This window comes from Corynebacterium sp. Marseille-P4611, from assembly GCF_916618765.1.
Lineage (GTDB): Bacteria > Actinomycetota > Actinomycetes > Mycobacteriales > Mycobacteriaceae > Corynebacterium > Corynebacterium marquesiae.
In genome coordinates, this window is sequence record NZ_CAKAKD010000001.1 from 2,235,655 (window position 1) to 2,259,044 (window position 23,390).

Here is a 23,390-nt window from a genome sequence, read left to right on the forward strand (position 1 = left end):
AACCCGCCCTTCGCGCTCACGGTGGGCACCAAATGTGACCACGAACGGTCGCTGGTGAGCGCAAAGGGCGGGAGGGGCCGAACCGCGGGAGGGCTACTCGGTGACGATGAACTTGCCGTGCTGGCCCTTCTCCGCGTTAGTCATGATGTGATTGACAAAGGAATAAGTACCGGGCTCGTTGAAGGTCATCTCGACGAATCCTCCTTGCGCCGGGAGGAGGTCCAGGGCTTGCGAGCCGGTCGAGTCCTCATTCTTGATGAGGTAGGCGCCTTCCTTGTAGGCGGTATCGAATTGCTCGCCCACAACGTGGAAGCTCAGCGGCTGGTCGGGGCCTAAGTTGGTCAACCACAAGCGGACGGTATCGCCTACCTTGGCTTTGATGGGCTCTGCGTCATATTGGCCAGGGTAGTAATTGAAGGCCATCAGGTCGAAGCGGCCGTCGGCAACGCGCTGGGCGTCGGCGCCGGTGGATTCCTCGCCCAGGAAGACATCGGTAGCCATGAAGTTATACTCCGCGTCAGCGGGCTTGAGGTTCGGCGGATCGATGATGACATTGCCGGCCATGCCGTTGGCGATGTGAAGGGACATGGGCATCGTGGAGCAGTGATACATCCAGATGCCGGAGCGGTTCGCGGTGAACTTGTAGGTCAATTCCTCGCCCGGCTGGATGGATTTCATGGTCTTATCTGGGTTGACCTCGCCGGCGTGGAAGTCAATGGAGTGGGCCATGGAGCCCTCGTTCTTGATGGTGATTTCGAACTTATCGCCCACCTTGCCACGCAGGGTGGGCCCCGGGGCTTGGCCGTTGAAGAGCCAACGCATCTGCTTGATGCCGGGGGCGACCTCCACGACTTCCTCGGTCATCGTCCAGGTCTCTTTGTGCATCTTCGTCTCAGCGGCCGGCTGCAAGGTGGCGTCAAAGGCGGAAAAATCGTCGCGCTGTGCGCCGAGTTCGGCGGCAGTTGGCACGTCTACGTGCGGATTGCTAGCTGAGGACACCGCATGGTCATGTCCCGCAGCGGTGCCGCCTCCCACGTTGACCTGGAAGGTCATGCCCTGCATCTTGTGGCCGGCGATGGTGCAATAGCCTTCCTCGGAGGAGTCGATGACTCCGGCGTCGAGTTGGACGGTCTCGCCGGGGTCAACGCGGCCGGTTTCGGCGTCGCCAATCTTAAGGTCATGGACTTGGTCGCCGGAGTTGGTGAAGTTGACCACCAGGTGGGTGCCGGGCTCGATGTCGATGGACGAGGGGGTAAAGGCCATACCATCCACGCCCACGTCAATGGTCTGCGTTTCGCCAGAGGAGACCGGTGCGGCAGACTCCGAGCCCTTGCCGGTGGAGTTGACCACCGCGAGCGCGATGACCGCCGCCAGCGCGATGCCGATGAGCAGCCACGAGGCCCACGATGAATCCTTCGGCGCAGGTTTTCCCGCAGGTTGTGAGGAAGAAACGCTCAGCATTTAACTCTCCAGTCTTTTCTGTAGGTAGTTGGCTCGGCCGACGGCAAAAACGTTGGCGGCAAGGCCTATCCCCATCATGATAAGCCCGGCGGCGCTAGCGCCCAGCAATGTCAGCAGTCCGCCCAGGTTGATGAGCAGCAGACGGGCGTAGCCGGTGCGCTCGGTAGTATCAGGGCGTGCGCCGGTAAGGATGGGTAGCAAGTGGTGAAGGACACCGGTAACCAACTGCAAAAGGCCGGCACCGAGGAAGGCAGGCAGCAAAACCAGCGTGATGGTGCGCGGGTAGGCGCCCACCGCTGCGGAAATGGCGTCACCGGCACACAGCGCCAACATCCACAGCAGGCCGGCGATAACAGCCACGGTGGCGGTGGTCAGCCGCGGCGAGCGCCCCATGACGGTGGCAAGCACCGGCTGGATGACGAGCACCGCCGCGAGAACCACGAGCAGTTGGGCCACGCCTGCGGCGCGGGTAAGGCCCAGCGCATACAGCGCCATAGCCAAGGACAGGCCAACACAGTGCACGATGAGCGCGCGAGTACACCGCGCGCGGGCGGTGGGCGATATCGCGGTGGCCGATAGCGTGGGGAGCAACGTGACCACCGTGCCGATGACGGTAAGCCACGCGAAGCCCCAGATCATGCCGCGCGAGTGGGCGCTGACGAGGAGGGAATACTCGCCTACCCCATTACCGCTGAGGATGACAAGCACCGCGGAGGCAATCATGAACACGGCCGCCGCGATATAAAAAGGCACGGTCACGGCAAAAGAACCAGACAATGAGCCACGCAGGCGCCGCGCGACGAACCACAGGTGCCAGATGAGGGCGGCGATGATGAGTATAGAGGCGGCGTCGGCAAGCGGGCCCCAGTCATACCCCGCCCTATCAATGAGCAGCAGGATTAGCCCGAGCTGCACTAGGCCCACGCGACTGCCGACGCCCCGGTAGTCCCCACCCGCAGCCCGGGTCAACGCCTCAGTGAAATGGGTGGAAAAGACGATAATTGCCGTGGTCAGCGCACCAATGGTGAAGGGGTGGATGATATCCCACCACACCACAGGAGCACCCAAGGATCCCGCAATGAGCAGGCCGAGGCCAATTAGGATCCACAGGCCAATCATGGCGGCGCTCAAGGTATGCCAGCGGCCGCGCGCGGCTAGGGATACGTCATGAATGCGCACGGCGCGCCTCCTTTCCGGTCAAGGCAATGCCGCAAGCGAGAAAAACTAACACCGCGATTATCGTAACCACCCCGCCGGTGTAGAGGGCAGTGGTGTGCTCGGCGCAATCGGCAAGGATGCGCAGTGCGAGGCCGCCATGTAAGAGCACCACCGGCACATACAGCACCGGGTGGTACGGCAACCGGCGGCGAATAACGGAGGTGATGATGATGGGAGCGTGCGCGAAAATCATGGACATGACAAAGCCCAAGAAGATGGCGTGCACTGAGGCATCATAGGCAAAGCCGGTGGACTGTCCGTGCAGCAGCCAGAGGTAACCGCCGAGGGCGAGCCAGCCGTAGCCGGCCAACATGCACACTGCCGAATAGCGCGGCAGGCCGTGAGAGCGCACCAGATTCTTGGCCACGTCTACCCGCGCGGTGGCCGCAGCGATGGCAATGAGCACCAGGCCCATGGCGCGATAGCCCACCGCTGGGGAAAGCACGTAGATGACGCTGGCCGCTGCAAGCCCCAGAACTAGGAGGGTCAGGTGGTTTTCGGCGCGGGTTCCGGCCATGGTGACGCGGGCTAGTTCCATGCGCTCGCCAATGATGGTGGCCACGGCGTAGAGGACACACAACGGCATCGCCGCGGCGAACCCCGGGCCCATGGCCCACAGGCCGGCGGCTGCTACTCCCCCGATAACGCCAGCTGCCTGCACCAGGATCGCGAGGCTCGCCTGACGGCGATAAATGGTGACGTAAATGAAGCCAAGCACAAGGAAGCCGGCAGCAAAACACACTGCGGGGACCGCACGCGGCAGGCCGGCGAGAATACCCAGCACACCGGCGACGTGGCATACGGGCCCGGCCCATGCCCACGAGGTGCGCACAGCAACGGTGCGCTCCAGTCCGATGGCTCCGCCCACGAAGCCGAAGACCATGAGCGGTCCGTGGTCGGCGGCAAAGGACGCACCAGGGGTGGCGGTCAGCCCCAATAGAGTGGCGCCCGCAGCTAGGCCTACCAGCAGCGATAAGCCTGCGAAGGCGAGGAAGATGAAGCGATGCGCCACGCTATTATTTTGCACGGGTTTTATCGTACTAATATTGGTAGCAGAGCGAAACTTGCCCCCTTAAGAAAGGACCACTCGCAATGCAACTGCCCATTTCCGATGCCAATAAGCCACACTCCATCCCAACTCTGAATGCCTCCGAGATTCCGCACGCCGTTCGCCACGGCGCCATCCACGGCGCGCTGGGCACCCTCAACGTTGGCGAATCCATGATCCTCATCGCGCCGCATAATCCAGTTCCACTGCTCAGGGAGGTCGAGGCTCGCGAGGAGAGCTTCGAGCTGGATTACCTCAAGGAAGAAGAAAACGACTTCCACATCAAGTTCACCCGCGTGAGCTAAACCTTGGCGGGGCGGAGGGCTATCCTGGTTAGGTCACACTCTCCGCTGTAGAAGGAGCCCTCCGCAGATGAAGAAGCGCGCCGCCGCACTCCTCGCCGCCATCGCATTCGCCCTTACATCCTGCGCTCCCCCAACGTCAACGACCTCCGCCCAGGACGCGGATGCTCCTACGCTTAATGTTCTGGCTGCGTCCTCCACCCGCGTCATCAATGAGAAACTCACTCAGCGCGCAGGCCAGCTCGAGCCGCCAATGAATCTGAGCTTTGACAATGGCGGCTCCTCCGATCTCGTGAGCAAGCTGCGCGAGGGCGCCCCAGCAGATCTTCTCCTAACGGCGTCCAAGAAAACCATGGACCAAGCAGTAGAAGACGGCACCGTCACCAAACCTAAGGTGCTTGCCACCAACGTCATGGTCATGGTGGTGTCTAAGGGAAACCCGGCCAATATTCACTCGCTGCAGGATCTTTCCCGCGCCCGCCACTTTGTGCTCTGTGATCCGCAGGTACCCTGCGGCGATATCTCCTCTCAGATCATCGATGACAAGCACCTCGACGTTCACCCCTCCTCCCAAGAGCGCCAGGTAGCGGACGTTTTAGGAAAAGTGTCCGCGGGCGAAGCCGATGCCGGATGGGTGTATTCCACCGATGCCGCCGCAGCTGGCGATGATGTCGAAGTAATTGCCATTCCTGGGGCGGAAAAATTCGCCAACCAGATCGTCGGCGCAGTCACGACCGAAGCCGAACACCCCAAGGAGGCGCAGGAAGTCCTAGATCTTTTGGCCACTGACTTTGCTTCCACCTGGCGCGACCGCGGCTTCACCCCGGCGGAGTAGGCTATGTCCGCACCCCAGCCCCTTCACCCCAAAGCCCCGCTGCTCATCGGCCTTATTGGCCTCATTGCGGTAGCCACCATCATTGTTCCGGTGGCGGCCCTCGGGCTGCGCGTGCCGTGGGATCGCATCGGCGACTACCTCGCGCGCGACGAGATCCGAGACATGCTACTCATCTCAGTGGCAGCCGCCTTCCAATCTATGGTCCTTGCGCTCGTGCTGGGTTTGGGCCTGGCCCTGTGGGTGCAGCAGCTCGGCCGCGGCAGCGCCGTAGTACGCCTCTTGGTCTACCTCCCTCTGGCCATGCCACCGGTGGTGGGCGGCTTGGCACTTACCGCAGCTTTCGGCCGCAAGGGGTATCTGGCCCCGCTTCTCGACGCCCTAGGCATCCGCCTCGCCTTCGCCTTCTCCGGAGTCGTTATGGCACAGACTTTTGTGGCGCTGCCCTTTGTGGTGGTGTCGGTCGATTCGGCGCTGCGCCAGCTAGACCAGGAAATCCTCGCCTCTGCGCGCGGCGTGGGCTTGGGGCGCTGGGAGATACTCGGCAAAATCACCCTGCCTTCTATTGCGCCCGCTCTGGCGACCGGTGCCGGCTTAGCCTTCGCCCGATCCCTAGGCGAATTCGGCACGACCTTGACCTTTGCCGGCTCGCAGCCCGGTGTTACCCGCACCATGCCGCTGGGCATTTATTTAGAGCGCGAGGTCGACGCGGACGGCGCTTATGTACTTTCGGCGCTGCTCATCGGCCTGGCATTACTATGCCTGGCACTGGCAGGCTTGCCTGTCCTGCGGCGGAGGCACTACCAACCGCGGGCGCGGAAGTTGCACACCTTCGACGTCGACAAGCTGCGCGAGCTCACCCGACCCGCTGAGGTTCCGGCCGTCTCCGTGAAGGTCGATGGGGTGCGCACGGATTTTTCTCCGCGTGCCATTACAGCCGTAGTGGGCCCGAATGGTTCCGGCAAGACGACCTTGATGGGGCGCATTGCTGGGCGTCTGAGCGGCGGTGAGGTCTCCCCGGAGGGCGCCGACGTTGTCTTGCTCACCCAGCGGCCGGGGTTGCCGCCGCGCTCGACGGCCGTGGAGGCGGTGGCCATGGTCACCCGCGATAAGGTACGTGCGCAGGAGCTCCTGGCGACAGCGGGATTGCACGAGCTTGCCGACGTCCCCGTTCCCGCCCTCTCCGGCGGCCAAGCCGCCCACGTGGCGCTGGTGCGCGCGCTAGCCGCACGGCCGGCGGTGTTGATTGTGGACGAACCCCTGGCCGCAGTCGATGTGAAATCCGCCGAGAGGTGGCGCCGCTTCTTGCACGCGGCCCGCGCAGACCGCACCACGCTGCTTGTTACCCATGATGCGCTCGATATTGCGCACCTGGCGCAGGACATGTTGGTCATGGAATCCGGCCAGGTCCGGGCCCACGGCGCAACCGCGCGTCTGCTTGAGGCACCGCCGACAGGCTTCGTTGCGGCGCTGGCGGGTCTTAACCGCCTCGAGGGCACCGTAACCGAGATCGGCGCGTCCGCGGTAGAAGTTGTGTGCGGCGATATTGCTGTTTTGGCAACTACCGAACATGCGCCTCTTGCGCCCGGCCAGAAGGTGGCGGTGACCTTTGACCCGCATGCGGCTACAATTGGCGCCGCGCAGGAGACGTGCAATCAGTGGACGGTGCGAGTCCTTGCAGTCGAGGCCACCAGCCTCGCGGCGATGCAGCTGCGCGTTGATCTGGGCGGCCAAGAGGCGTGCGTACCGATAAACCGCGAGTTCGCTTTAGACGTTGGGGTGGGTAACATCGTATCCTTAACAGTGTCTAAAGCAAACGTTTTTGTCCACCCCAACTAATATTTCTGTTTTCGCAGACCCCAAGGCGGATTTTCACCATGCCTGATTCACTTCCTCGGCCCACCACCGAACTCTTTCCGGAGGCCCTCAACCTCTCGCCCAAGCAGCGCGAGGTGCTCACCGCTGTGCAGCGCCACCCCGAAGGCGCCAAGGCCGGCACCGTCGCCGAGGAACTAGGCATGCACGTCAACACCGCCCGCGGACACATCGATGAGCTGGTCAGCGCTGGGGCCGTCAACGTAGTCTCCGCGCCGAGTAAGGGCCGCGGGCGCCCCTCCCTCATCTTCCAAGCCCGCGTACCGGATAATAAAGCGGTGGCAGAGGAATACATCACCTTGGTGGAAGTGCTGACCACGATGCTGGCGGATAAGGAAGAGCTTGATGACGCCGCCTCGACCAAGGCCCTCGAGATCGGGCGACGCTGGGCACGCGCCGCAGGTGCCTACGCCTCCGATGGCGCGCTCGATACGCTCTTTGCCACCCTGCGCGATATGGGCTTTGATCCTGCCACCAAGCCTGATTCAACCGACATCGAGCTCCATGCCTGCCCGTTTGTTTCTTCGGGACTTGAGCCTTCGCCGTTTTTGTGCGCGGTACACGCTGGCTTCCTGCAAGAATCCAGCGATGATGCCACCTCGATTACCTTGGTTCCGCGCCAGCACCCCAACGTGTGCCGTCTAAAAATTAGGCCTGCGTAAGCTCCACGCGAACGGGGCCGGCCACGGTGAGGTCGATGACGCGGAGGTTCTGCTCGCGGGCGTCGGCAAGAATGCCCTCCTCAATATCCTCGGTGTGGAGCACCATGACGGTGGGGCCAGCGCCGGAGAGGTAGGCCGCATAGCCGCGATTGCGCAGGCGGTTGACCCACTCCGCGGTCACGGGAAGCACATCCGCGCGGTATGGCTGGTGCAAGCGATCGCGGGTTCCCTCCCACAGGAGGTCCGGATAGTTCTGCAATGCCGCCACCTGGACCGCGGTGCGCGAGACGTTGAACGCCGCATCCGAATGCGTCACGTGCGAAGGCAGGACGCGGCGCACCGCCTGGGTGGAGGCATGGAAATCAGGCACGAGCGCGGTGGCGCGGATATCTTCGTGCACCTTGATGGACGCGGCGCGGTAATCCGGCAAAGAATGGCCGTCGACGGGGACATTTGTCCACGACACCACGGCGTCACCCAATACAGAGGCGGCCGCATTATCGGGGTGGCCCTCAAAGGCGGAAGAAAGCTGCACCACTTGCTCTTGTGTCAGGGGGTTTCCTGCCAGCGCATTGCCGGCGGCCACGCCCGCCACTGCGGCGGAAGCGGAAGAGCCCAGGCCGCGCGACTGCGGGATATTATTATGCGAGACCACGCGCAGGCCGGGCACGGTGGCGTCGGCCGCCGAGAGTGCGGAGCGAATCGCCTTGACCACCAAGTGGGAGCCATCGCGCGGCAGGTCTTCTGCGCCCTCGCCGAAAATTTCCACCGTAAGGCCCGAGGCGGTGACCTCTACCTCGACGGTGTCATACAGGCTCAGCGCCATGCCCAAGGTGTCATATCCCGGGCCAAGGTTCGCCGTAGAGGCAGGAACGGTCACGATTGCCTTGGTGCCGACTTCAACTTCGATACTCATAGCTGTCCAGTCTATTGCTCCGGGCTAGCTGCCGAGGCGGATTACGGAATGAACAGCCTTGACCTCTTCGAGCTCGCCCAAAGCAGCCACAATGGTATCCAAGGTGGCCTCCTTGGCGGCATGGGTGACCACGATGAGGCGAGCGGTGTCCGCGCCGTCTTCCTGGCGCACGGTGCGCAGGGAAACATCATTGTCGGCAAAGACAGCGGAGATGGCGGCCAGCACACCGGTGCGGTCTTGGACTTCCATATCGATGTGGTAGCGGGTTTCCACCTCACCGAAGTCTGCGATAGGCAGGTTGGCATAGGTATTCTCGCCCGGTGCGCGACCGCCGTGGACGATATTGCGGGCTGCCCCGACGACGTCGCCAAGCACGGCAGACGCCGTAGGATTGCCGCCCGCGCCGTTGCCGTAGAACATCAGGGAACCTGCGGCCTCTGCCTCAACGAAGATGGCATTATAAGACTCGCTCACGGAAGCCAACGGGTGCTCCTTAGGCACCAAGGTGGGGTGCACTCGGGCGTTGACGGCCTCGGAGCCATCGGCACGCTGGAGGCGCTCGCAAATGGCCAGTAGCTTGATGGAATAGCCGGCATCATTTGCCGCGGCGATATCCGCGGCGGTGACCTTGGTGATGCCCTCGCAGTGGACGTCCTCGAACTTCACTCGGGTGTGAAAGCCCAAAGACGCCATGATGGCAGCCTTAGAAGCGGCGTCGTGGCCCTCGACATCCGCGGTGGGATCGGCCTCGGCATAGCCTAGGCGGGTAGCCTCTGCCAGCGCCTCGTCATAGGAAGCGCCCGTGGACTCCATCGCGTCCAGGATAAAGTTGGTGGTGCCATTGACGATGCCAGAGATGCGCTCTACCTGATCACCGGCCAAGGACCGGCGCAACATGCCTACCACTGGGATGGCAGCGGCCACTGCAGCCTCGAAGTAAAGATCTACGCCGGCGCGGTCGGCGGCTTCTGCCAACTCGTCTGCGTGCGCGGCCACTAGGGCCTTGTTGGCGGTCACCACGGACTTTCCCGAATTAAGTGCGGCGAGCACCAGCTCGCGTGGGAAGTCAATACCGCCGATTACCTCAACCACGAGGTCGATATCATCGCGGGCGACAAGCGCCTTGGCGTCATCGGTCAAAAGCTCCTGGGGCACGCCTGGGCGCAGCTTATTCTTATTTTGGATGGCTATGCCGCGAATCTCGGCTGGACCACCGATGCGATGAGCAAAGGCATCAGCATTCTCCCCCAGCAGACGGAAGACCTCAGCACCCACGGTGCCAAAGCCCAGCAGGGCGATGCCAACGGTCTCGCCCTCGCCCTTGCCGGAATGCTTGTGTGCCTGAAGCTCGCTAGTAGATGCAGCCATAATCCGTCTCCATTGTGCGGTTGGGGTAAAGGTGTTGTGCCCGCTAATTGCGGATACAGGACACTATACAGAACAAGCTGTCTACTTTCGCCGTAAATGGGTCTATACATAGAAAATCCCCCGTCACAGGGCCTGAATTAAATTAGGCGCTGTGACGGGGACCGAGTAGCCGGGCTAGTCCACTTCGAGGGAAAGAAGATCCTCGATAGTCTCGCGGCGCAGCATTGGCTTGGTCTCGCCTACGCGCGTGGCGACGACCGCTGGGCGCACCGCACCGTTATAGCGCGAGGACATCATGTACTGGTAGCCGCCAGTCGCCGCAAAGGCGATCAAGTCTCCCGGCTGGATATCATTGGGCAGCTCGCCGTCCTCAAGGAGAATATCGCCGGACTCGCAATGGAAGCCCACCACGCGGGAGGGCACCTCTTCCCCATCGCTAAAGCGGTTGACCACCCGCACGTCATAGGCCGAACCGTAGAGCGCTGGCCGGATATTATCTGACATTCCACCATCGACGGAGATATAGCGACGCAGCGGCAGATCCGACTTGCCAGTTTCTACATCCTTGACGGTACCCACGCGGTAGACGGTCACCGCCGAGCCGGCAACCAAGGAGCGACCGGGCTCAACCAAGAGGAAGGGCGCCTCAATGCCCAACTCCTCTGCGGTGTGCTTGACCGCGCCGAGCATATCGCCGGCCACGCGCTCGGTATCCAGCGCCTCCTCATAAGGCATATAGGGAATACCAAAACCGCCGCCCAGATCGAGCTCTTCCAACGTCACGCCCAGCTCGGTGTAAATCTGGCGGTACAGCCCCATGACGCGCTCCGCGGCAAGTTTGAAGCCCTCCGCATTAAAGACCTGGGATCCCACGTGGCAGTGCAGGCCGCTCAGGTGCAGGTTGTCCGCCTCCAAGCAACGCTTGGCCGCAGCAAAGGCCGCGCCCGTGGCGAGCGAAATGCCGAACTTTTGGTCCTCATGCGCCGTGGCGATGAATTCGTGCGTATGCGCATCAACACCCGGCTTGACGCGGATCATCACCGGCTGGACCTTGCCGGCCTCGCCCGCAATGCGATTGAGTTCTTCCAGCTCGAGCTCGTTGTCAATGACCACGTGACCCACGCCGGCGTCTACGCACAAACGCAGGTATTCATCGTCCTTATTGTTGCCGTGCGTGGTGATGCGCTCGGCCGGAAACTCTGCGGCCAAGGCAATCTTGAGCTCATTGAGCGAGGCCGCGTCCAAGCACAGGCCTTCCTCATTGACCCAGTTCACGATCTTCTTTGAGATGAAGGCCTTGGAGGCATAGTGCACATGCTCGGGTCCACCGAACGCGCGGGCCATGTCCTGGCAGCGGGACCGGAAGTCATCTTCATCGAAGACATAAAGTGGGGTCTGGAATTCCTCCGCCAAATCCGGCAGCGGAACACCAGCAATGGTTACTACGCCGTCTTCCTCGCGCTTTGCATTGCGCGGCCAGACGTGGGCCGGCAGCTCATTGAAATCCGCCACTTACATCTTCTCCGGGGTGCTTACGCCCACCATGGTCAAGGCATTGGCCAAGACCACGCGGGAGGCTTGCGCCAACGCGAGGCGGGCGCCGTGAATAGGAGCTTCATCCTCGCCCGCCTTGGGCAGGACCTGGCAGGAGTCATAGAAACGGTGGAAGACCGCAGCGAGGTCCTCGGCATAGCGGGCGATGCGGTGCGGCTCGCGCAGCTGCGCGGCTTCTTCCACCACGGCCGGGAACTCGCCTAGGGTGCGGATGAGGTCACCCTCGCGATCATGGGTGAGCAAGGAGAGGTCTGCACTTTCCGAATCGACGCCCAGCTCGGCTGCCTTGCGGCCGATGGAGCACAGGCGGGCGTGGCCGTATTGCACGTAGTAGACGGGGTTATCGGAGGACTGGGATTCCCACAGGCCCAAGTCAATATCGATGCTCTGGTCCACAGAAGAGCGCACCAGCGAGTAACGCGCGGCATCTACGCCAATAGCCGAAACAAGGTCTTCCATGGTGATGACTGTGCCCGCCCGCTTCGACATGCGCACCGGCTGGCCATCGCGCAGCAGGTTGACCAGCTGACCGATGAGCACCTCCACCGCATCGGCGTCATAGCCCAGCGCTGCTGCCGCAGCCTTCAGCCGCGGCACGTAGCCGTGATGGTCCGCGCCGAGCATATAGATATTCAAGTCATGACCGCGGTCAAACTTATCGGCCACATAAGCGATATCGCCGGCAATATAGGCCGCATTTCCATCGGACTTCACCACTACGCGGTCCTTGGAGTCGCCATAGTCGGTGGACTTTAGCCACCAGGCATTCTCTGCCTCATACAGATGGCCCTCTGCCTTGAGTTTATCCAAGGCCGTGTCAACGGCACCCGATTCAAAGAGTGAATTCTCGTGGAAGTACACATCGAAATCCACGCCAAACTCGTGCAGGGATTGCTTGATTTGCGCGAACATCATCTCCACGCCATCCGCACGGAAGGCCTCTTGAACCTCATCGGCAGTGCCCTCGAGCGCGGTAGGATTTTTTTCCACCACAGCGGCAGCAATGTCTTGAATATAGGCACCACCATAGCCGTCCTCTGGGGTCGGCTCCCCTTTAGCTGCGGCAACCAAGGATCGGGCAAAACGATCAATCTGGCCGCCGTGGTCGTTGAAGTAATACTCGCGGGTAACCTGCGCGCCGGATGCTTCCAATACGCGGCCGAGAGAATCGCCCACAGCCGCCCAGCGAGTACCGCCCAAGTGAATCGGCCCAGTCGGGTTAGCGGAAACAAACTCCAGGTTGACCTTCTTACCCGCAAAGGAATCGTTAGAGCCGTACTTCGTGCCGGCGCGAAGGATCTGCGCGACGATCTCTCCCTGTGCATCGGCAGCAAGACGAATATTAATAAAGCCTGGGCCGGCAATATCTGCTTCAGAAATGGCCTCATCATCCGCGAGCGCCGCTGCCAGCCAGCCGCCTAGCTCGCGTGGGTGAGCACCGGCCTTCTTAGCTACCTGCAGCGCCACGTTGGTGGCATAGTCACCGTGCTCAGGGTTACGAGGTCGCTCTACAGTGACCGTTTCAGGCAAAACGGAGGAATCAAGGTCGTGGTCCGCCATAACCTTGGTGGCGGTTTCTTTGATTAGTGTGGCCAAATCAGCTGGAGTCATGTCGCACGATTCTAGTTCACTGAAAAGACGAGTGTGAAAAGGGCTATAGCAAAAAGTTCGCCTTTGCAGCGCAAACGGTTGATAGCAGTTTTCTGCAACACTAATATTGCGAAATAATTGCTGGTCAAGCGGGGGACACATTACGCACGTACTGCTTAAAAGGAGTAGAGTTATGGCTACCCCCATGTAAAAAATCAACGAGGAGCACCGTATGCGCATTGCGCTATTTTCCACTTGCATTGGTGACGCCCTTTTCCCGGACGTACAAAAGGCAACGGCACTGGTTCTCTCCCGCTTGGGCCACGAAGTGGTCTTCCCGGAGGAACAGACCTGCTGCGGCCAGATGCACATCAATACCGGCTACCAGAAGGAAACCCTGGGCATGATCCGCTCCTATGCGGATGCCTTCGCAGATCCTTCCATTGACTACGTCGTTGCTGCCTCTGGTTCCTGCGTGGGTGCCGTTCGTGAGCAGCACGAGCGCATCGCCGACCGTTTCGGCAACTCCGCCGACGTCGACGGCGCCCGCAAGACCACCCAGAAGACCCTGGACCTGCCGGAATTCCTGGTAGACGTAGAAGGCGTTACCAACGTGGGGGCATTCTTCCCACACCGCGTGACCTACCACCCTTCCTGCCACGGCCTGCGCTTCTTGAAGCTGGGCGACCGCCCACTGCAGCTACTGCAGGAAGTCGAAGGCATCGAACTGGTCACCCTTCCCAATAAGGAAGAATGCTGTGGCTTCGGCGGCACCTTTGCCATCAAGAACGCAGAGGTATCCCGCGCGATGGTCACCGATAAGACTCGCCACATCAAGGAGACCGAGGCTGAATACGTCACCGGCGGTGACTCTTCCTGCCTGATGAACATCGGTGGTGCCCTGAGCCGCCAGCGTTCCGGTATCCGCGCCGTTCACATGGCTGAGATCTTGGCTTCTACCAAGGAGCACCCATGGACTCCTACCTCCGCCGCCTACTCCAAGGAGACGATGCTCTAATGACCTCTTTCCTCGATACCACCCCACCGCGCGCGCCGGAAGGCTACGGCAACCTGCGCGGCAGCAAGGCCTTTGTTCCCCTGGCACACGTTGGCCTGAATAACGCCACCCAGCGCCACAACCTGCAGCACGCTACCACCACTATTCGGGAGAAGCGCTCCAACGCTGTAGAAGAGCTGGACGATTGGCAGGAGCTGCGCGCTGCAGGTTCCGCCATCAAGGAAGATGTTGCCGCTCGCATGCCCGAACTGCTCGAGCAGTTCGAAGAGGCAGTTAAGGCTCGCGGCGGCGTTGTCCACTGGGCACGCGATGCCAAGGAAGCTAACCAGATCATTGAGGGGCTGATTCGCGCCACCGGCGAGACCGATGTGGTCAAGGTTAAGTCCATGGCCACCCAGGAAATCGGCATGAACGAGCACTTGGAGGCAGCAGGCATCAACGCTCGCGAGACCGACCTCGCAGAGCTCATCGTGCAGTTGGGCGAAGATAAGCCATCCCACATTCTGGTTCCGGCCATTCACCGCAACCGCGCGGAGATCCGCGATATCTTCGTCAACAAGATGCCAAATACCGATGACTCCCTGCAGGCAGAGCCGGCAGAGTTGGCTGAGGCTTCCCGCCAGTTCCTGCGCGAGCAGTTCATGCAGGCCAAGGTCGCGATTTCCGGCGCCAACTTCGGCGTGGCGGAAACCGGCACCATCAACATCGTGGAGTCCGAGGGCAATGGCCGTATGTGCCTAACCCTGCCGGAGACCCTCATTACCGTGATGGGCATTGAAAAGCTGGTTCCTACCTTCCAGGACTTGGAGGTCTTCCTCCAGCTGCTGCCACGTTCTTCCACCGCGGAGCGTATGAACCCGTACACCTCCATGTGGTCCGGCGTTACTGAGGGCGATGGCCCGCAGAACTTCCACGTGGTGCTGCTGGATAACGGCCGTACCGCGGCCCTGTCCTCCCCGATTGGCCACCAGGCCCTTAAGTGCATCCGTTGCTCGGCTTGTCTGAATGTTTGCCCGGTCTACGAGCGCGCCGGCGGCCACGCCTACGGCTCCGTCTACCCTGGCCCGATCGGCATTTCCCTGACGCCGCAGCTGACCGGCATGAAGGACCACAACGATCCTTCCGCCAGCCTGCCTTATGCATGCTCCCTGTGCGGCCGCTGCGACGAGGTGTGCCCGGTGAAGATTCCGCTTTCCGACGTCATTTTGGAAAACCGCCACCAGAAGGTCACCCACGCCACCCCACCAATCGAGCCGAAGCTCTTCAAGACCATTCAGCTGCTGTGGAGCAACCCGAAGCTGTGGAACAAGGCAACCCACATGGTCGCCTTGGGCCGCATCTTGGGTGGCACCAACAAGACCATCGAATCCCTGCCACTGTTTATGTCCGGTTGGTCCGAAGGCCGCGATACCGCGGTTCCGCCTAAGAAGTCCTTCCGCCAGTGGTTCGAGTCCGAAGAAGGCAAGGAGCTTCTTGCCGAGGCCCGTGAGGAGTCCCAAAAGTGAACGCAAAGCAGGAAATTCTAAGCCGCATCCGCTCCGCTCAGAAGCAGGCTGGTTTGCCCGACCACGTTGATGCCCCGCGCGACTACCACCACGAGGGCACCCTGAACGCGGACGAGCTGCGCGATATGCTCATTGACCGACTCGAGGATTACAAGGCCGAGGTGCACGTCACCGAGGAAGGCGAGCTAAAGCAAGCCATCGCCACGATCCTCAATGACCGCAAGTGCAATGACATCCGCTACGCTGAGGGCATGGACGCCAGCCTCTTCGAGGGGTTCGATGCCAAGCCAGACGATAAGTCTGTCGATCCGCGCACGCTGAATGAGACCGACGCTGTGGTCACTTATTCCCACGTCACCTCCGCCCAGACCGGCACCATCGTGCTCCAGTCTGACGAGCGCTGCGGCCGTCGCGCGCTCACCCTGGTTCCGGATCGCCACCTGTGCATCGTCCACCAGGATGAGATCGTCTACGGCATCCCCGAGGTCATCTCCCGTATGAACCCGGAGAAGCCGGCAACGTGGATCTCTGGCCCGTCCGCTACCTCTGATATCGAGCTCGCTCGCGTCGAGGGTGTACACGGTCCGCGTGACCTTATCGTTCTCATCGTCAAGTAGCTCTGCGTAGCCCCTCACCCGCTCCGGCCGATGAGGGCACCCACCTACTGTGAATATGATGCCAAAAGCATCAAAAAAGCATAGGCTAGGTCTACCAATCATTTTTATTCTGGAGACCTAACCTATGCTTTCTTTTTCTTCTAAACTAGCGGCCACGCTCGGTGCTGCTGCGGTCGCCATTGGTGTTACTGCACCGATTGCCACGGCCGCGCCACAAGACACCAAGCCCGCCATTTCCTGGGAAGACTGCCCAGAGCAGGTGGACATCGACAGCGCCGAGTGTGGCCGCATCGAGGTCCCTACGTACTACGACAACCCTGATGCCGGCACCATTAGCGTCGGCTTCGTGCGCGTTCCCGCCGCCAACCCAGGCGCCCGCCGTGGCGCGTTGTTTACCAATCCTGGTGGCCCAGGTGGCGATGCCTATGGATGGACCGGTAATACCGCTGTTCCGTGGCCGCGGGCCGTGCGCGATGAGTGGGACACCATCGGGGTACAACCGCGTGGCCTGCCCGGCTCTACCCCGGTCAAGTGTGATGCCACGGCCACCAGCAATCCGCTCCAAGGAAGCCTCCAGGTAGGAAAGCTCACCCGCGATGCCTGCGAGAAGAATACTCCGGGCTATACCAACTCACTGACCACTGCGAATACCCTGCAGGATTGGGAAATGGTGCGCCGTGCTTTGGGCGAGGAAAAGATTGACATCGCCGGCACCTCTTACGGCACGTATCTCGGCTCCGCCTACGCCACCAAGTATCCAGAGCACACCGGCAAGGTCTTGCTAGATTCGGGTATGAGCCCCAAGCTGGCTTGGAATGGCATCTTTGCTTCCCAACAGCGCGGCTATGAAAAGGGACTGCACGATCTCTTCGGATTCATTGCCAAAAATGATGCGAAATATCACCTTGGCACCACCCCGCTGCAGGTCTATGAAAAGTGGTCGCAGAAGGTAGCGCGTGAAGCAGGTGTACGCCCTACTGTCTTGCCACCTAACGCCAAGATCGGTGACCTACCTCCAGGCCTCGAGTTTGCCGGTCAGCCTGGTGCGGACATTATGACCGCCACCGGCCCACTGCGCGTGCAGGCAGAGTTCCTCACCCAGAAGATTCAGCACCCCAACGCCGTGCAAGTGTTCTCCCCGCTTTTGGTCATGACGCGCGACCTCGTCCCGATTCCTGCGCAGTGGGATGCCTTTGCCAAGCACCTAAACGGCAGCGAGCCCATGGATGCTGAGCAGCCCGACCCGGAGGCGCTGCGCAAACATCAAGAGTCCGTCGCTCAAGCGATGAATATGCAAAACCTCATCGTCTGCAATGAAAACACCGTGCCCGGCAATCCGCTGCTATACCCGAGCTACCTGTGGACCAACTTCGTCAGCGTTGATCCCTTCACCCTCATCAACTCTCTCTACGGCTCCGGCGCGGGCTGCGGTGGCCGCGCGCCGGTCACGGGCCAGGCACCTCTCGACGGCTCTAAGCTGGCCACCAAGCCCCTCCAGATCCAGGCAACGGGCGACCCGCAAACGCCGTACCAGTACCACACCAGCCTCTCCAAGCCGATGCAGTCGCACGTGGTCACCGTCCACGGCCCCGGCCATGGCCACTTTGCTTCTAAGAATAAGGTCGTTGATGACATTGGCGTGCACTACCTACGCACCGGCGAAGTCACTACTGCCGACGCCCCCGGGTTGATTTAGTCCCCCGCTAACCCATGCGCTAAAATCACATCGTTGGGAATTTTCCCAGCGATGTCTCCGTAGCTCAGCGGATTAGAGCATCGGTTTCCGGTACCGAAGGTCGCAGGTTCGATCCCTGTCGGGGACACATTCACCGCTGACCACTTGATCTTTCTGGTGGTCAGCGGCTTATTTATCTTCCGGCCCGCTAATTATTTCCACTCCGGGTTTGCGGTATCCACCCCTTGTGCCTTTGCTGCATGCTCAATCGCGTCTGCCAGCCACCGCGGGTTAAGCGACAAAATGTGTGTCTGCTATCGGCGTGTCGCGGGGTTAGATGTGGCCTTTTTGGATGCCGATTGAGTGTGTGTACTCGGTATCGATACCGTTGTCGTAGAGGGCTGGTTGTCCTGTTTCATAGTCGGCTTGGTTCTCGTTTCGGGTCAGGGTTGTAACTTTGGCGAGTTGGTTCTGGCCCCAGTTGGACTGTCTGGCGATTTCTATTGGATCGCCAGGCAGTTCCGTTTTCAGATACAGCCACCAATCCAGCATTTTGCGTTGGTGCTCACCGCGTCTGCCGCGATGAGTTCTTGCAAGGAGCTTCAGCTGGGCGTTGATGCCGCCTTCAAGACTGTTGGTGGTGGATTTGATCCGGTGCGGCTCGAGCACACCTTTCGGGGGCTTGAGGTAGACAAACAGCAGGTCATTGCGCCACAGGTGGTTGAGACTGTTGTAGGCCTTGCGCACGTTGACATGGGTCCACACGAGTGTGTCTTTTGCTGTTTTCGGGTCTTTGACCTGTGTCTTTTCGTTGAGCCAATCCTTGTAGAGCGTGTGAAACTCTTGCAGTTGTGCACCCCATTGTGCAGCCTCGTCCAGGGTGGTGATGCGGGTGAGTTTCAGCGCGAGTCGGTAGATGGTGCGGCCAGCATCAGTGCGTGGTCGTGAGGTGGTGTAGCGGCGTACTCTGCGTTGGGCGTGCACGAGGCAGCGTTGGATTTTGGTGTTTGGCCAGCACGTTTTAATTGCGCTTGTGGCTCCTCGGCCACCGTCGATCACAGCGATCAACGGTGCTTCGATGCGCTCGAGCAGGCGCTTGTAGTCGTGTGTGGTTTCTTGTTTGCACCAGTGCCAGGCGATGACGTGGTCGAGCGTTGCCGCCACGATCAGACAGCCACCTGCGGTGTAGGTGCCGTCGATGAAGATCTGGTCGTAGACCCTGCCTGTATGGCCGATGGTCGGGTCAGGCACGTCAACCAGCCAAAAGGCATCGAATTTGCGCTGCAGCGTACGTGTCGAGCAGCTCATGTTGCCGGCGATCGCCGCAAGACTGGTCCCGGCGGTCAGGTGCTGGATGAACGCACGAAATAGGGCTGCGTTGGTGATATCGCTGCGCTGCTTGGTCAGTGAAGCACCGCAGATTTTGCACCGCCACCGGGTCGTCCCGTTGCTGGTGGTGCCGTTTCGTTTCATATCGCCGCCACAATGGCAGCGTGGTCGGTTCTTTGGCATTGGGCAACCGAACCACCGCTCCGTAGCACACCATGGCAGCCACACCGGGGATTTTCGCAAGAGAGGGCCAATATATGCTTTTGGAGCATATATTTTCCGCAAACGCGGAGTTCAGAGCATGAAAATCAACGATTCCGGACACACATTTTGTCGCTTAACCCGCCACCGCGCCAACCCCTCCTGCTGCGCCTCATAGTGAGCACGGAAGCGCTCGTCAGCTACGTAGCCGCGCGAGATTAAGAAGTGCTTTGCCGGCGTGACGGGAAAGAAGGCGCTTAATGCTTCGCGGTGCTTTTCGACGATCCCCTGCGCCTCCTCGAATCCGGTGCCTTACCGCTCGCTACAGCTTCGGCAAGTTCTTTTTCCACCTCAGCCACGCCGGCTTGAGCATCGTTCCAGTTCTTCTCCGACCAGCCGGCAGTGCGCTGCTGATACATAGCCCAGTCCTCGCTGGGTCCGTAGGCCTCCTCGGCTTCTTGTTGATGCGCGGCGAAGTTGGCATCGCCGACAATCTGTCCGATTTCTTCGGTGGTGAGCTTTCGGTTATTCATTGCATCCTCCATCAAGGTGTCAATTGCTGCCAGCATGTCTGTAAGGCTGTCGCGCTGCGCGAGCAGGCTCTCCTTTTGCCTCCGCAAATGTTCTAAGTCGGAGGCACCGCCATCTAGCAGCTGTTTAATATCGGTCAATTTCATACCAGTAGCGCGGTAGATCAGAATCTTCTGCACACGGGCGCAGTCCTGTTCGGTATAGAGCCGGTAATTGGACCAGCTGCGCCACGTGGGAGACAGCAAGCCTTGTGCCTCCCAGTGATGCAAGGTGCGCACCGTAATGCGAAAAAGCGCTGCTACCTCGCCAACGGTACAAAGAACTTCATCGATGTCGTCCATGGTTACATTGTCGCGCCTCACGCTGCGTCAGGGTCAAGGCCAGAAAAAATTTGCAGAATCTCTTGCCAGAGTGTTGGGTTTATACAACACTTGGGTGCATGACAGCAAACGACGCCCCAGTTTCAACAACGATCCGCGCCAAACGGTTCCGCCGTCCCGGTCCCACCCGTGGATTAATCGCGTCAATGTATGGCTGCGTAGCTGTATCTGCGATTTTCCTCATCCTCGCATTGGCACTTTCTTCTTATTGGGCACTGTTGGGAATGTCTATAACAATGGTGCTTTCTTGCATTCCATGGACCATTCTGCGGGTATCCATTGATTCCCAAGACCGCAAGCCGCTGTCCTCTCTTGATGAGTACGAGGCCCAGGTCCTCGACCAGTGGCGCCGCAAGGCTTTCCAGCTGTCTACCGCCCTACTTTTTACCGGCGGTCTAGTCACCCTCCTCGTAGGAAATTGGTTCCTAGGCGGAGGCATTACCAGCACTATTGGCACCAAATATTTGCTTGGAGCTGGCTACTACCTGCTCTTTAGTTACTTCATCTCTGCCACCCTGCCCGCTGTCGGCTACGCACTGACCTTCAACCAGAACTCGGAGGACTAAACATGCCCACCTTGACCATCGACCACCTCAATAAGTCCTTCGGGGAGACTCAAGCCCTGCGGGATATGACCTTTAGCGTTAGTGACGGCGAAATCTTCGGTTTCGTCGGATCCAACGGCGCCGGAAAGTCCACCACCATGCGCATTGCGCTTGGTGTGCTGGCGAAAGACTCCGGCGAAGTCTATTTCGATAACGCCCCAATTAATGACGATAATCGCCGCCGCATTGGCTATATGCCGGAAGAGCGCGGCCTCTATGGAAAAGAACCGTTGCTTAGCCAGCTGGTCTTCCTCGGCACCCTGCACGGAATGGATAAACCCGCCGCCAGGCGCGCCGGCACTGAGCTCCTTGAACAGTTAGGGCTGGGCGAGCGCATGAACGATAAGCTCGATGACCTGTCTTTGGGCAACCAGCAGAGGGTGCAGCTGGCGGCCTCCCTTATCCATGATCCTGACATGCTGATTCTGGACGAGCCCTTCTCCGGCCTAGACCCCGTTGCGGTCAACGTCATGTCAGACATGCTGCGCGAGCGCGCCAACCGCGGGGTGCCCGTCATTTTCTCCTCGCACCAGTTGGACCTGGTGCAGCGCTTGTGTGACCGCGTGGGCATTGTGACGAAGGGGCATATGGTGGCTGAAGGGGGCGTCGATAAGCTGCGCAGCCAAGGCCCGCCTCGCTTCGAGGTTGCTACCCCAGCGCGCGGCTGGTATCCGGAAGGTACAGAGCTGGTGGCAGAAACTGCCGATGCCGTAGTGCTCCAAGCCGATCCCGCCGTAGATGATCAGACAATCCTGCAGGTAGCCCTTGCCGCAGGCCCGGTGCATTCCTTCGGCCGCAAGATCCCAGACCTGACCGAGCTTTTCCAGGACGTCGTCACCAACAACCAGAATGAGGAGGCCTAAGCCATGCAGTATTCCGCAATGAAGACCATCGGGGTTGTAGCCAAGCGTGAAATGGCAGTCGCACTGAAGTCGAAGATGGTAGTGGGCACAATGCTGCTACTCATCCTCGGCGCCATTATCGCACCCATTGCTATCAATTTCTTCAGCGGCGATGACGAACCGGATTCCGTAGCCATCGTGGGCATGGAAGCGTCTGCCTTTGATGATTCCGGTATCGATGCCACAGAGGCAAAAGACCGCGCGGAAGCCCAGCAATTGGTGGAAAATGACGAGGCCGATGCCGCCCTAGTACCGGCAGAGAACGACGGCTGGGATCTCCTCAGCAAGGGCGATACGCCTGCCGCGGTAACTACCGCCGTCAACCAAATCGTTGCTTCTCAAGCACAAGTAACGGCGCTGGATAAGCTCAATATTGACCCGCAAGAGTTAGAAAAGGCTACCCCGTCCACCACGGTCAATCAGGTGAACTTAGAAGAAGAGGACGACACGGAGCAAAAGATGGCCGGCGTAGCCACGGTCCTCATTGCCGCAATGGTGGTCGTCTTTTCCGTCATGACCTTCGCCGGCTTAATTGGTGGCCGCGTCACGGAGGAAAAGTCCTCCCGCGTGGTGGAAATTATCTTGTCTTCCGTGCGCCCGGTGGACTTTTTGGCCGGCAAGATTTTGGGCAATACCATCATCGGTTTCTTGGCCACCCTCCTCATCCTGGGCGGCGGTGCAATCTCGCTTGCTGCAACCGGCTTGGCTGGTGACTTCGAGCTGGACTACGGCTTGGTAGCCGTCCTCCTCGTTGGCGAGATTCTAGGCCTGCTCTTCTTTGGCAGCCTCTACGCTGCAGCCGGCTCGATGGTACAGCGCACCGAGGATCTCCAGTCCACGCAGGCACCTATCCTGTTCCTCGTCTTTGCCACCATGTATGTACCAATGTTCGGCTGGATGCACTTGGATGCCACGTGGATGCAAGTCATGACCTGGTTGCCGCCGGTGTCCATGCTGGTCGCTCCGATGCAGGTGGCCGGGGGCAACCTCAGCTGGTTGGGCTTGCTAGCTAGCTATGTGCTCATGGCTGTGGTGACCGCACTGATTATCGTGCTGGTCGGTCGCATCTACCGCCGCGCCATTTTGAACAATGGACGCAAAATGACCTGGCGCCAAGCCTTGGGCAAATAAAAAATCCGGCTCCCCGCCGATTGTGCGGGAGCCGGATTCTTCTATGTGCCGAAGCTACTGAGTAATGAACTCATTGGTGATCGGCTGGGTGATGTCCAAGGTGCCGTGCTCGATGTAGTACATACCGAAGAACATGGCAGCCAACATCACTACGGCTAGCAGCATGGAAGGGATCCACTGAAGGAATACGCGAACCCAGCCATTGCCCTTATCGCGAGCTGCCGCTTCGCGCTGTTCCTGAGCCTCACGCTCGTTCATAATGATAAAACCTTTCGATCCACCGAGGATTAACTACGGATATCTTAACAGTTAAGTGCTTACAAGGCCGCATTCCTCGCACTTTTGATTGACGCCGAAGTCCGAACTCTAGATCCCCGGGTCCTCGTTATTAAGCAGCGCTTCTACGAAAGACTCGCGATCAGCGAGCATGCGCTCGATGTCTTCCTCCGCGCCTACGATCCACAGCTCGGTGTCTTGGTCGTAGGTCAGCGCGGAGTCTGGGTACGCCTCTAGCGCCTCTTCCATGGCGGCGACTTGTTCTGCGCTAGCCGTATCCTCCAAGTGTGCCTCGGGGTCGCCGATTCGCGGGCTAAGCTCCTCCAGCGCGGTGATGCCGTAGGTTTTATATTGCTTTTTTGGGTGCTCAAAGAGCTCTTGGCCCATCATGGAG

General features: G+C 60.2%; 21 protein-coding genes, 1 tRNA gene and 1 pseudogene. 12 read left to right on the plus strand and 11 right to left on the minus strand.

Translation table 11 applies throughout. The features are described 5' to 3' along the window. Nucleotides 1-93: 93 nt before the first annotated feature. Genes LG376_RS10695 through LG376_RS10705 form a run of 3 tightly spaced genes read right to left on the minus strand, consistent with a single transcriptional unit; the run spans nucleotide 94 to nucleotide 3,706 of the window. On the minus strand, nucleotides 94-1,461 hold the full coding sequence (locus tag LG376_RS10695) for a multicopper oxidase domain-containing protein (protein ID WP_225747101.1): 1,368 nt from the start codon (nucleotides 1,459-1,461) through the stop codon (nucleotides 94-96). After that, nucleotides 1,462-2,640 carry a beta-carotene 15,15'-monooxygenase gene (locus LG376_RS10700; protein ID WP_225747102.1) on the minus strand — a complete coding sequence of 393 codons (1,179 nt, stop codon included), beginning with the start codon at nucleotides 2,638-2,640 and terminating at the stop codon, nucleotides 1,462-1,464. After that, nucleotides 2,627-3,706, minus strand: coding sequence for a hypothetical protein (locus LG376_RS10705; RefSeq protein ID WP_225747103.1), 1,080 nt, complete (start codon nucleotides 3,704-3,706; stop codon nucleotides 2,627-2,629). The genes LG376_RS10700 and LG376_RS10705 overlap by 14 nt, the downstream gene beginning before the upstream one ends. Nucleotides 3,707-3,771: 65 nt before the next feature. Here LG376_RS10705 and LG376_RS10710 point away from each other — a divergent pair, with 65 nt between their 5' ends. From LG376_RS10710 to LG376_RS10725, 4 genes are all read left to right on the plus strand, one after another. Further along, complete coding sequence (locus LG376_RS10710; protein ID WP_225747104.1) at nucleotides 3,772-4,032, plus strand: DUF2249 domain-containing protein; 261 nt, start codon at nucleotides 3,772-3,774, stop codon at nucleotides 4,030-4,032. A gap of 67 nt (nucleotides 4,033-4,099) precedes the next feature. Continuing rightward, nucleotides 4,100-4,864, plus strand: coding sequence for a molybdate ABC transporter substrate-binding protein (gene modA, locus LG376_RS10715; RefSeq protein ID WP_225747105.1), 765 nt, complete (start codon nucleotides 4,100-4,102; stop codon nucleotides 4,862-4,864). 3 nt (nucleotides 4,865-4,867) lie between these two features. Next, nucleotides 4,868-6,700: an ATP-binding cassette domain-containing protein gene (locus LG376_RS10720; RefSeq protein WP_225747106.1), complete on the plus strand. Its 1,833-nt coding sequence runs from the start codon at nucleotides 4,868-4,870 to the stop codon at nucleotides 6,698-6,700. Between the two features lie 38 nt (nucleotides 6,701-6,738). Continuing rightward, complete coding sequence (locus LG376_RS10725) at nucleotides 6,739-7,398, plus strand: metalloregulator ArsR/SmtB family transcription factor (RefSeq protein ID WP_225747107.1); 660 nt, start codon at nucleotides 6,739-6,741, stop codon at nucleotides 7,396-7,398. Here LG376_RS10725 and thrB read toward each other — a convergent pair. From thrB to argS, 4 genes are all read right to left on the minus strand, one after another. Continuing rightward, on the minus strand, nucleotides 7,385-8,314 hold the full coding sequence (gene thrB / locus LG376_RS10730) for a homoserine kinase (protein WP_225747108.1): 930 nt from the start codon (nucleotides 8,312-8,314) through the stop codon (nucleotides 7,385-7,387). The two genes, LG376_RS10725 and thrB, sit on opposite strands and share 14 nt — an antisense overlap. A 24-nt stretch (nucleotides 8,315-8,338) precedes the next feature. Then, complete coding sequence (locus LG376_RS10735) at nucleotides 8,339-9,682, minus strand: homoserine dehydrogenase (protein WP_225747109.1); 1,344 nt, start codon at nucleotides 9,680-9,682, stop codon at nucleotides 8,339-8,341. A 174-nt stretch (nucleotides 9,683-9,856) separates the two neighbouring features. Further along, nucleotides 9,857-11,194: a diaminopimelate decarboxylase gene (gene lysA / locus LG376_RS10740; RefSeq protein WP_225747110.1), complete on the minus strand. Its 1,338-nt coding sequence runs from the start codon at nucleotides 11,192-11,194 to the stop codon at nucleotides 9,857-9,859. Beyond that, nucleotides 11,195-12,847 (minus strand): arginine--tRNA ligase, encoded by a 1,653-nt coding sequence (gene argS / locus LG376_RS10745; protein WP_225747111.1) that lies wholly within the window; start codon nucleotides 12,845-12,847, stop codon nucleotides 11,195-11,197. A gap of 211 nt (nucleotides 12,848-13,058) precedes the next feature. Between argS and LG376_RS10750 the strand changes: the two genes are divergently transcribed. The 5 genes from LG376_RS10750 (at nucleotide 13,059) to LG376_RS10770 (ending at nucleotide 17,789) form a co-directional block, all read left to right on the plus strand. Further along, entirely contained in the window at nucleotides 13,059-13,844 is a 786-nt protein-coding gene (locus tag LG376_RS10750; RefSeq protein WP_225747112.1) for a (Fe-S)-binding protein, read from the plus strand. Continuing rightward, complete coding sequence (locus LG376_RS10755) at nucleotides 13,844-15,349, plus strand: lactate utilization protein B (protein WP_225747390.1); 1,506 nt, start codon at nucleotides 13,844-13,846, stop codon at nucleotides 15,347-15,349. Before LG376_RS10750 ends, LG376_RS10755 begins: the two co-directional genes overlap by 1 nt. After that, nucleotides 15,346-15,966 (plus strand): LUD domain-containing protein, encoded by a 621-nt coding sequence (locus LG376_RS10760; RefSeq protein WP_225747113.1) that lies wholly within the window; start codon nucleotides 15,346-15,348, stop codon nucleotides 15,964-15,966. The genes LG376_RS10755 and LG376_RS10760 overlap by 4 nt, the downstream gene beginning before the upstream one ends. Before the next feature lie 124 nt (nucleotides 15,967-16,090). Next, nucleotides 16,091-17,662, plus strand: coding sequence for an alpha/beta fold hydrolase (locus LG376_RS10765; RefSeq protein WP_225747114.1), 1,572 nt, complete (start codon nucleotides 16,091-16,093; stop codon nucleotides 17,660-17,662). Between the two features lie 53 nt (nucleotides 17,663-17,715). Further along, nucleotides 17,716-17,789 (plus strand) — tRNA-Arg (locus LG376_RS10770). 185 nt (nucleotides 17,790-17,974) lie between these two features. Here the strand turns inward: LG376_RS10770 and LG376_RS10775 are convergent. Further along, nucleotides 17,975-19,153, minus strand: coding sequence for an IS256-like element ISCre1 family transposase (locus tag LG376_RS10775; protein ID WP_013887464.1), 1,179 nt, complete (start codon nucleotides 19,151-19,153; stop codon nucleotides 17,975-17,977). 111 nt (nucleotides 19,154-19,264) lie between these two features. After that, nucleotides 19,265-20,043 (minus strand): annotated as a pseudogene (locus tag LG376_RS10780) (MerR family transcriptional regulator). A 98-nt stretch (nucleotides 20,044-20,141) separates the two neighbouring features. On the opposite strand from LG376_RS10780, the gene LG376_RS10785 reads away from it, so the two are divergent. From LG376_RS10785 to LG376_RS10795, 3 genes are read left to right on the plus strand one after another with little or no spacing between them, the layout of a single operon-like run. Next, entirely contained in the window at nucleotides 20,142-20,648 is a 507-nt protein-coding gene (locus LG376_RS10785) for a hypothetical protein (RefSeq protein ID WP_225747115.1), read from the plus strand. Nucleotides 20,649-20,650: 2 nt separating this feature from the next. After that, on the plus strand, nucleotides 20,651-21,550 hold the full coding sequence (locus LG376_RS10790) for an ABC transporter ATP-binding protein (protein ID WP_225747116.1): 900 nt from the start codon (nucleotides 20,651-20,653) through the stop codon (nucleotides 21,548-21,550). A gap of 3 nt (nucleotides 21,551-21,553) precedes the next feature. Further along, nucleotides 21,554-22,720, plus strand: coding sequence for an ABC transporter permease (locus LG376_RS10795; RefSeq protein WP_198492873.1), 1,167 nt, complete (start codon nucleotides 21,554-21,556; stop codon nucleotides 22,718-22,720). Between the two features lie 54 nt (nucleotides 22,721-22,774). Here the strand turns inward: LG376_RS10795 and LG376_RS10800 are convergent, their stop codons facing one another. Both LG376_RS10800 and LG376_RS10805 read right to left on the minus strand, forming a co-directional pair. Next, nucleotides 22,775-22,978, minus strand: coding sequence for a hypothetical protein (locus LG376_RS10800; protein ID WP_049378351.1), 204 nt, complete (start codon nucleotides 22,976-22,978; stop codon nucleotides 22,775-22,777). 108 nt (nucleotides 22,979-23,086) lie between these two features. After that, complete coding sequence (locus LG376_RS10805; protein WP_005327602.1) at nucleotides 23,087-23,386, minus strand: hypothetical protein; 300 nt, start codon at nucleotides 23,384-23,386, stop codon at nucleotides 23,087-23,089. Nucleotides 23,387-23,390: the final 4 nt, after the last annotated feature.

What these genes read in the sequence shown, in the direction of transcription:
- LG376_RS10765 (WP_225747114.1), top strand. Translation starts at nt 16,091, where the DNA reads ATGCTTTCTTTTTCTTCTAAACTAGCGGCCACGCTCGGTGCTGCTGCG.
- LG376_RS10800 (WP_049378351.1), bottom strand. Translation starts at nt 22,978, where the DNA reads ATGAACGAGCGTGAGGCTCAGGAACAGCGCGAAGCGGCAGCTCGCGAT.
- LG376_RS10720 (WP_225747106.1), top strand. Translation starts at nt 4,868, where the DNA reads ATGTCCGCACCCCAGCCCCTTCACCCCAAAGCCCCGCTGCTCATCGGC.
- LG376_RS10775 (WP_013887464.1), bottom strand. Translation starts at nt 19,153, where the DNA reads ATGCCAAAGAACCGACCACGCTGCCATTGTGGCGGCGATATGAAACGA.
- modA (WP_225747105.1), top strand. Translation starts at nt 4,100, where the DNA reads ATGAAGAAGCGCGCCGCCGCACTCCTCGCCGCCATCGCATTCGCCCTT.
- LG376_RS10785 (WP_225747115.1), top strand. Translation starts at nt 20,142, where the DNA reads ATGACAGCAAACGACGCCCCAGTTTCAACAACGATCCGCGCCAAACGG.
- LG376_RS10735 (WP_225747109.1), bottom strand. Translation starts at nt 9,682, where the DNA reads ATGGCTGCATCTACTAGCGAGCTTCAGGCACACAAGCATTCCGGCAAG.
- thrB (WP_225747108.1), bottom strand. Translation starts at nt 8,314, where the DNA reads ATGAGTATCGAAGTTGAAGTCGGCACCAAGGCAATCGTGACCGTTCCT.
- LG376_RS10755 (WP_225747390.1), top strand. Translation starts at nt 13,844, where the DNA reads ATGACCTCTTTCCTCGATACCACCCCACCGCGCGCGCCGGAAGGCTAC.
- LG376_RS10790 (WP_225747116.1), top strand. Translation starts at nt 20,651, where the DNA reads ATGCCCACCTTGACCATCGACCACCTCAATAAGTCCTTCGGGGAGACT.
- LG376_RS10710 (WP_225747104.1), top strand. Translation starts at nt 3,772, where the DNA reads ATGCAACTGCCCATTTCCGATGCCAATAAGCCACACTCCATCCCAACT.
- LG376_RS10795 (WP_198492873.1), top strand. Translation starts at nt 21,554, where the DNA reads ATGCAGTATTCCGCAATGAAGACCATCGGGGTTGTAGCCAAGCGTGAA.
- LG376_RS10725 (WP_225747107.1), top strand. Translation starts at nt 6,739, where the DNA reads ATGCCTGATTCACTTCCTCGGCCCACCACCGAACTCTTTCCGGAGGCC.
- LG376_RS10750 (WP_225747112.1), top strand. Translation starts at nt 13,059, where the DNA reads ATGCGCATTGCGCTATTTTCCACTTGCATTGGTGACGCCCTTTTCCCG.
- argS (WP_225747111.1), bottom strand. Translation starts at nt 12,847, where the DNA reads ATGACTCCAGCTGATTTGGCCACACTAATCAAAGAAACCGCCACCAAG.
- LG376_RS10695 (WP_225747101.1), bottom strand. Translation starts at nt 1,461, where the DNA reads ATGCTGAGCGTTTCTTCCTCACAACCTGCGGGAAAACCTGCGCCGAAG.
- LG376_RS10805 (WP_005327602.1), bottom strand. Translation starts at nt 23,386, where the DNA reads ATGATGGGCCAAGAGCTCTTTGAGCACCCAAAAAAGCAATATAAAACC.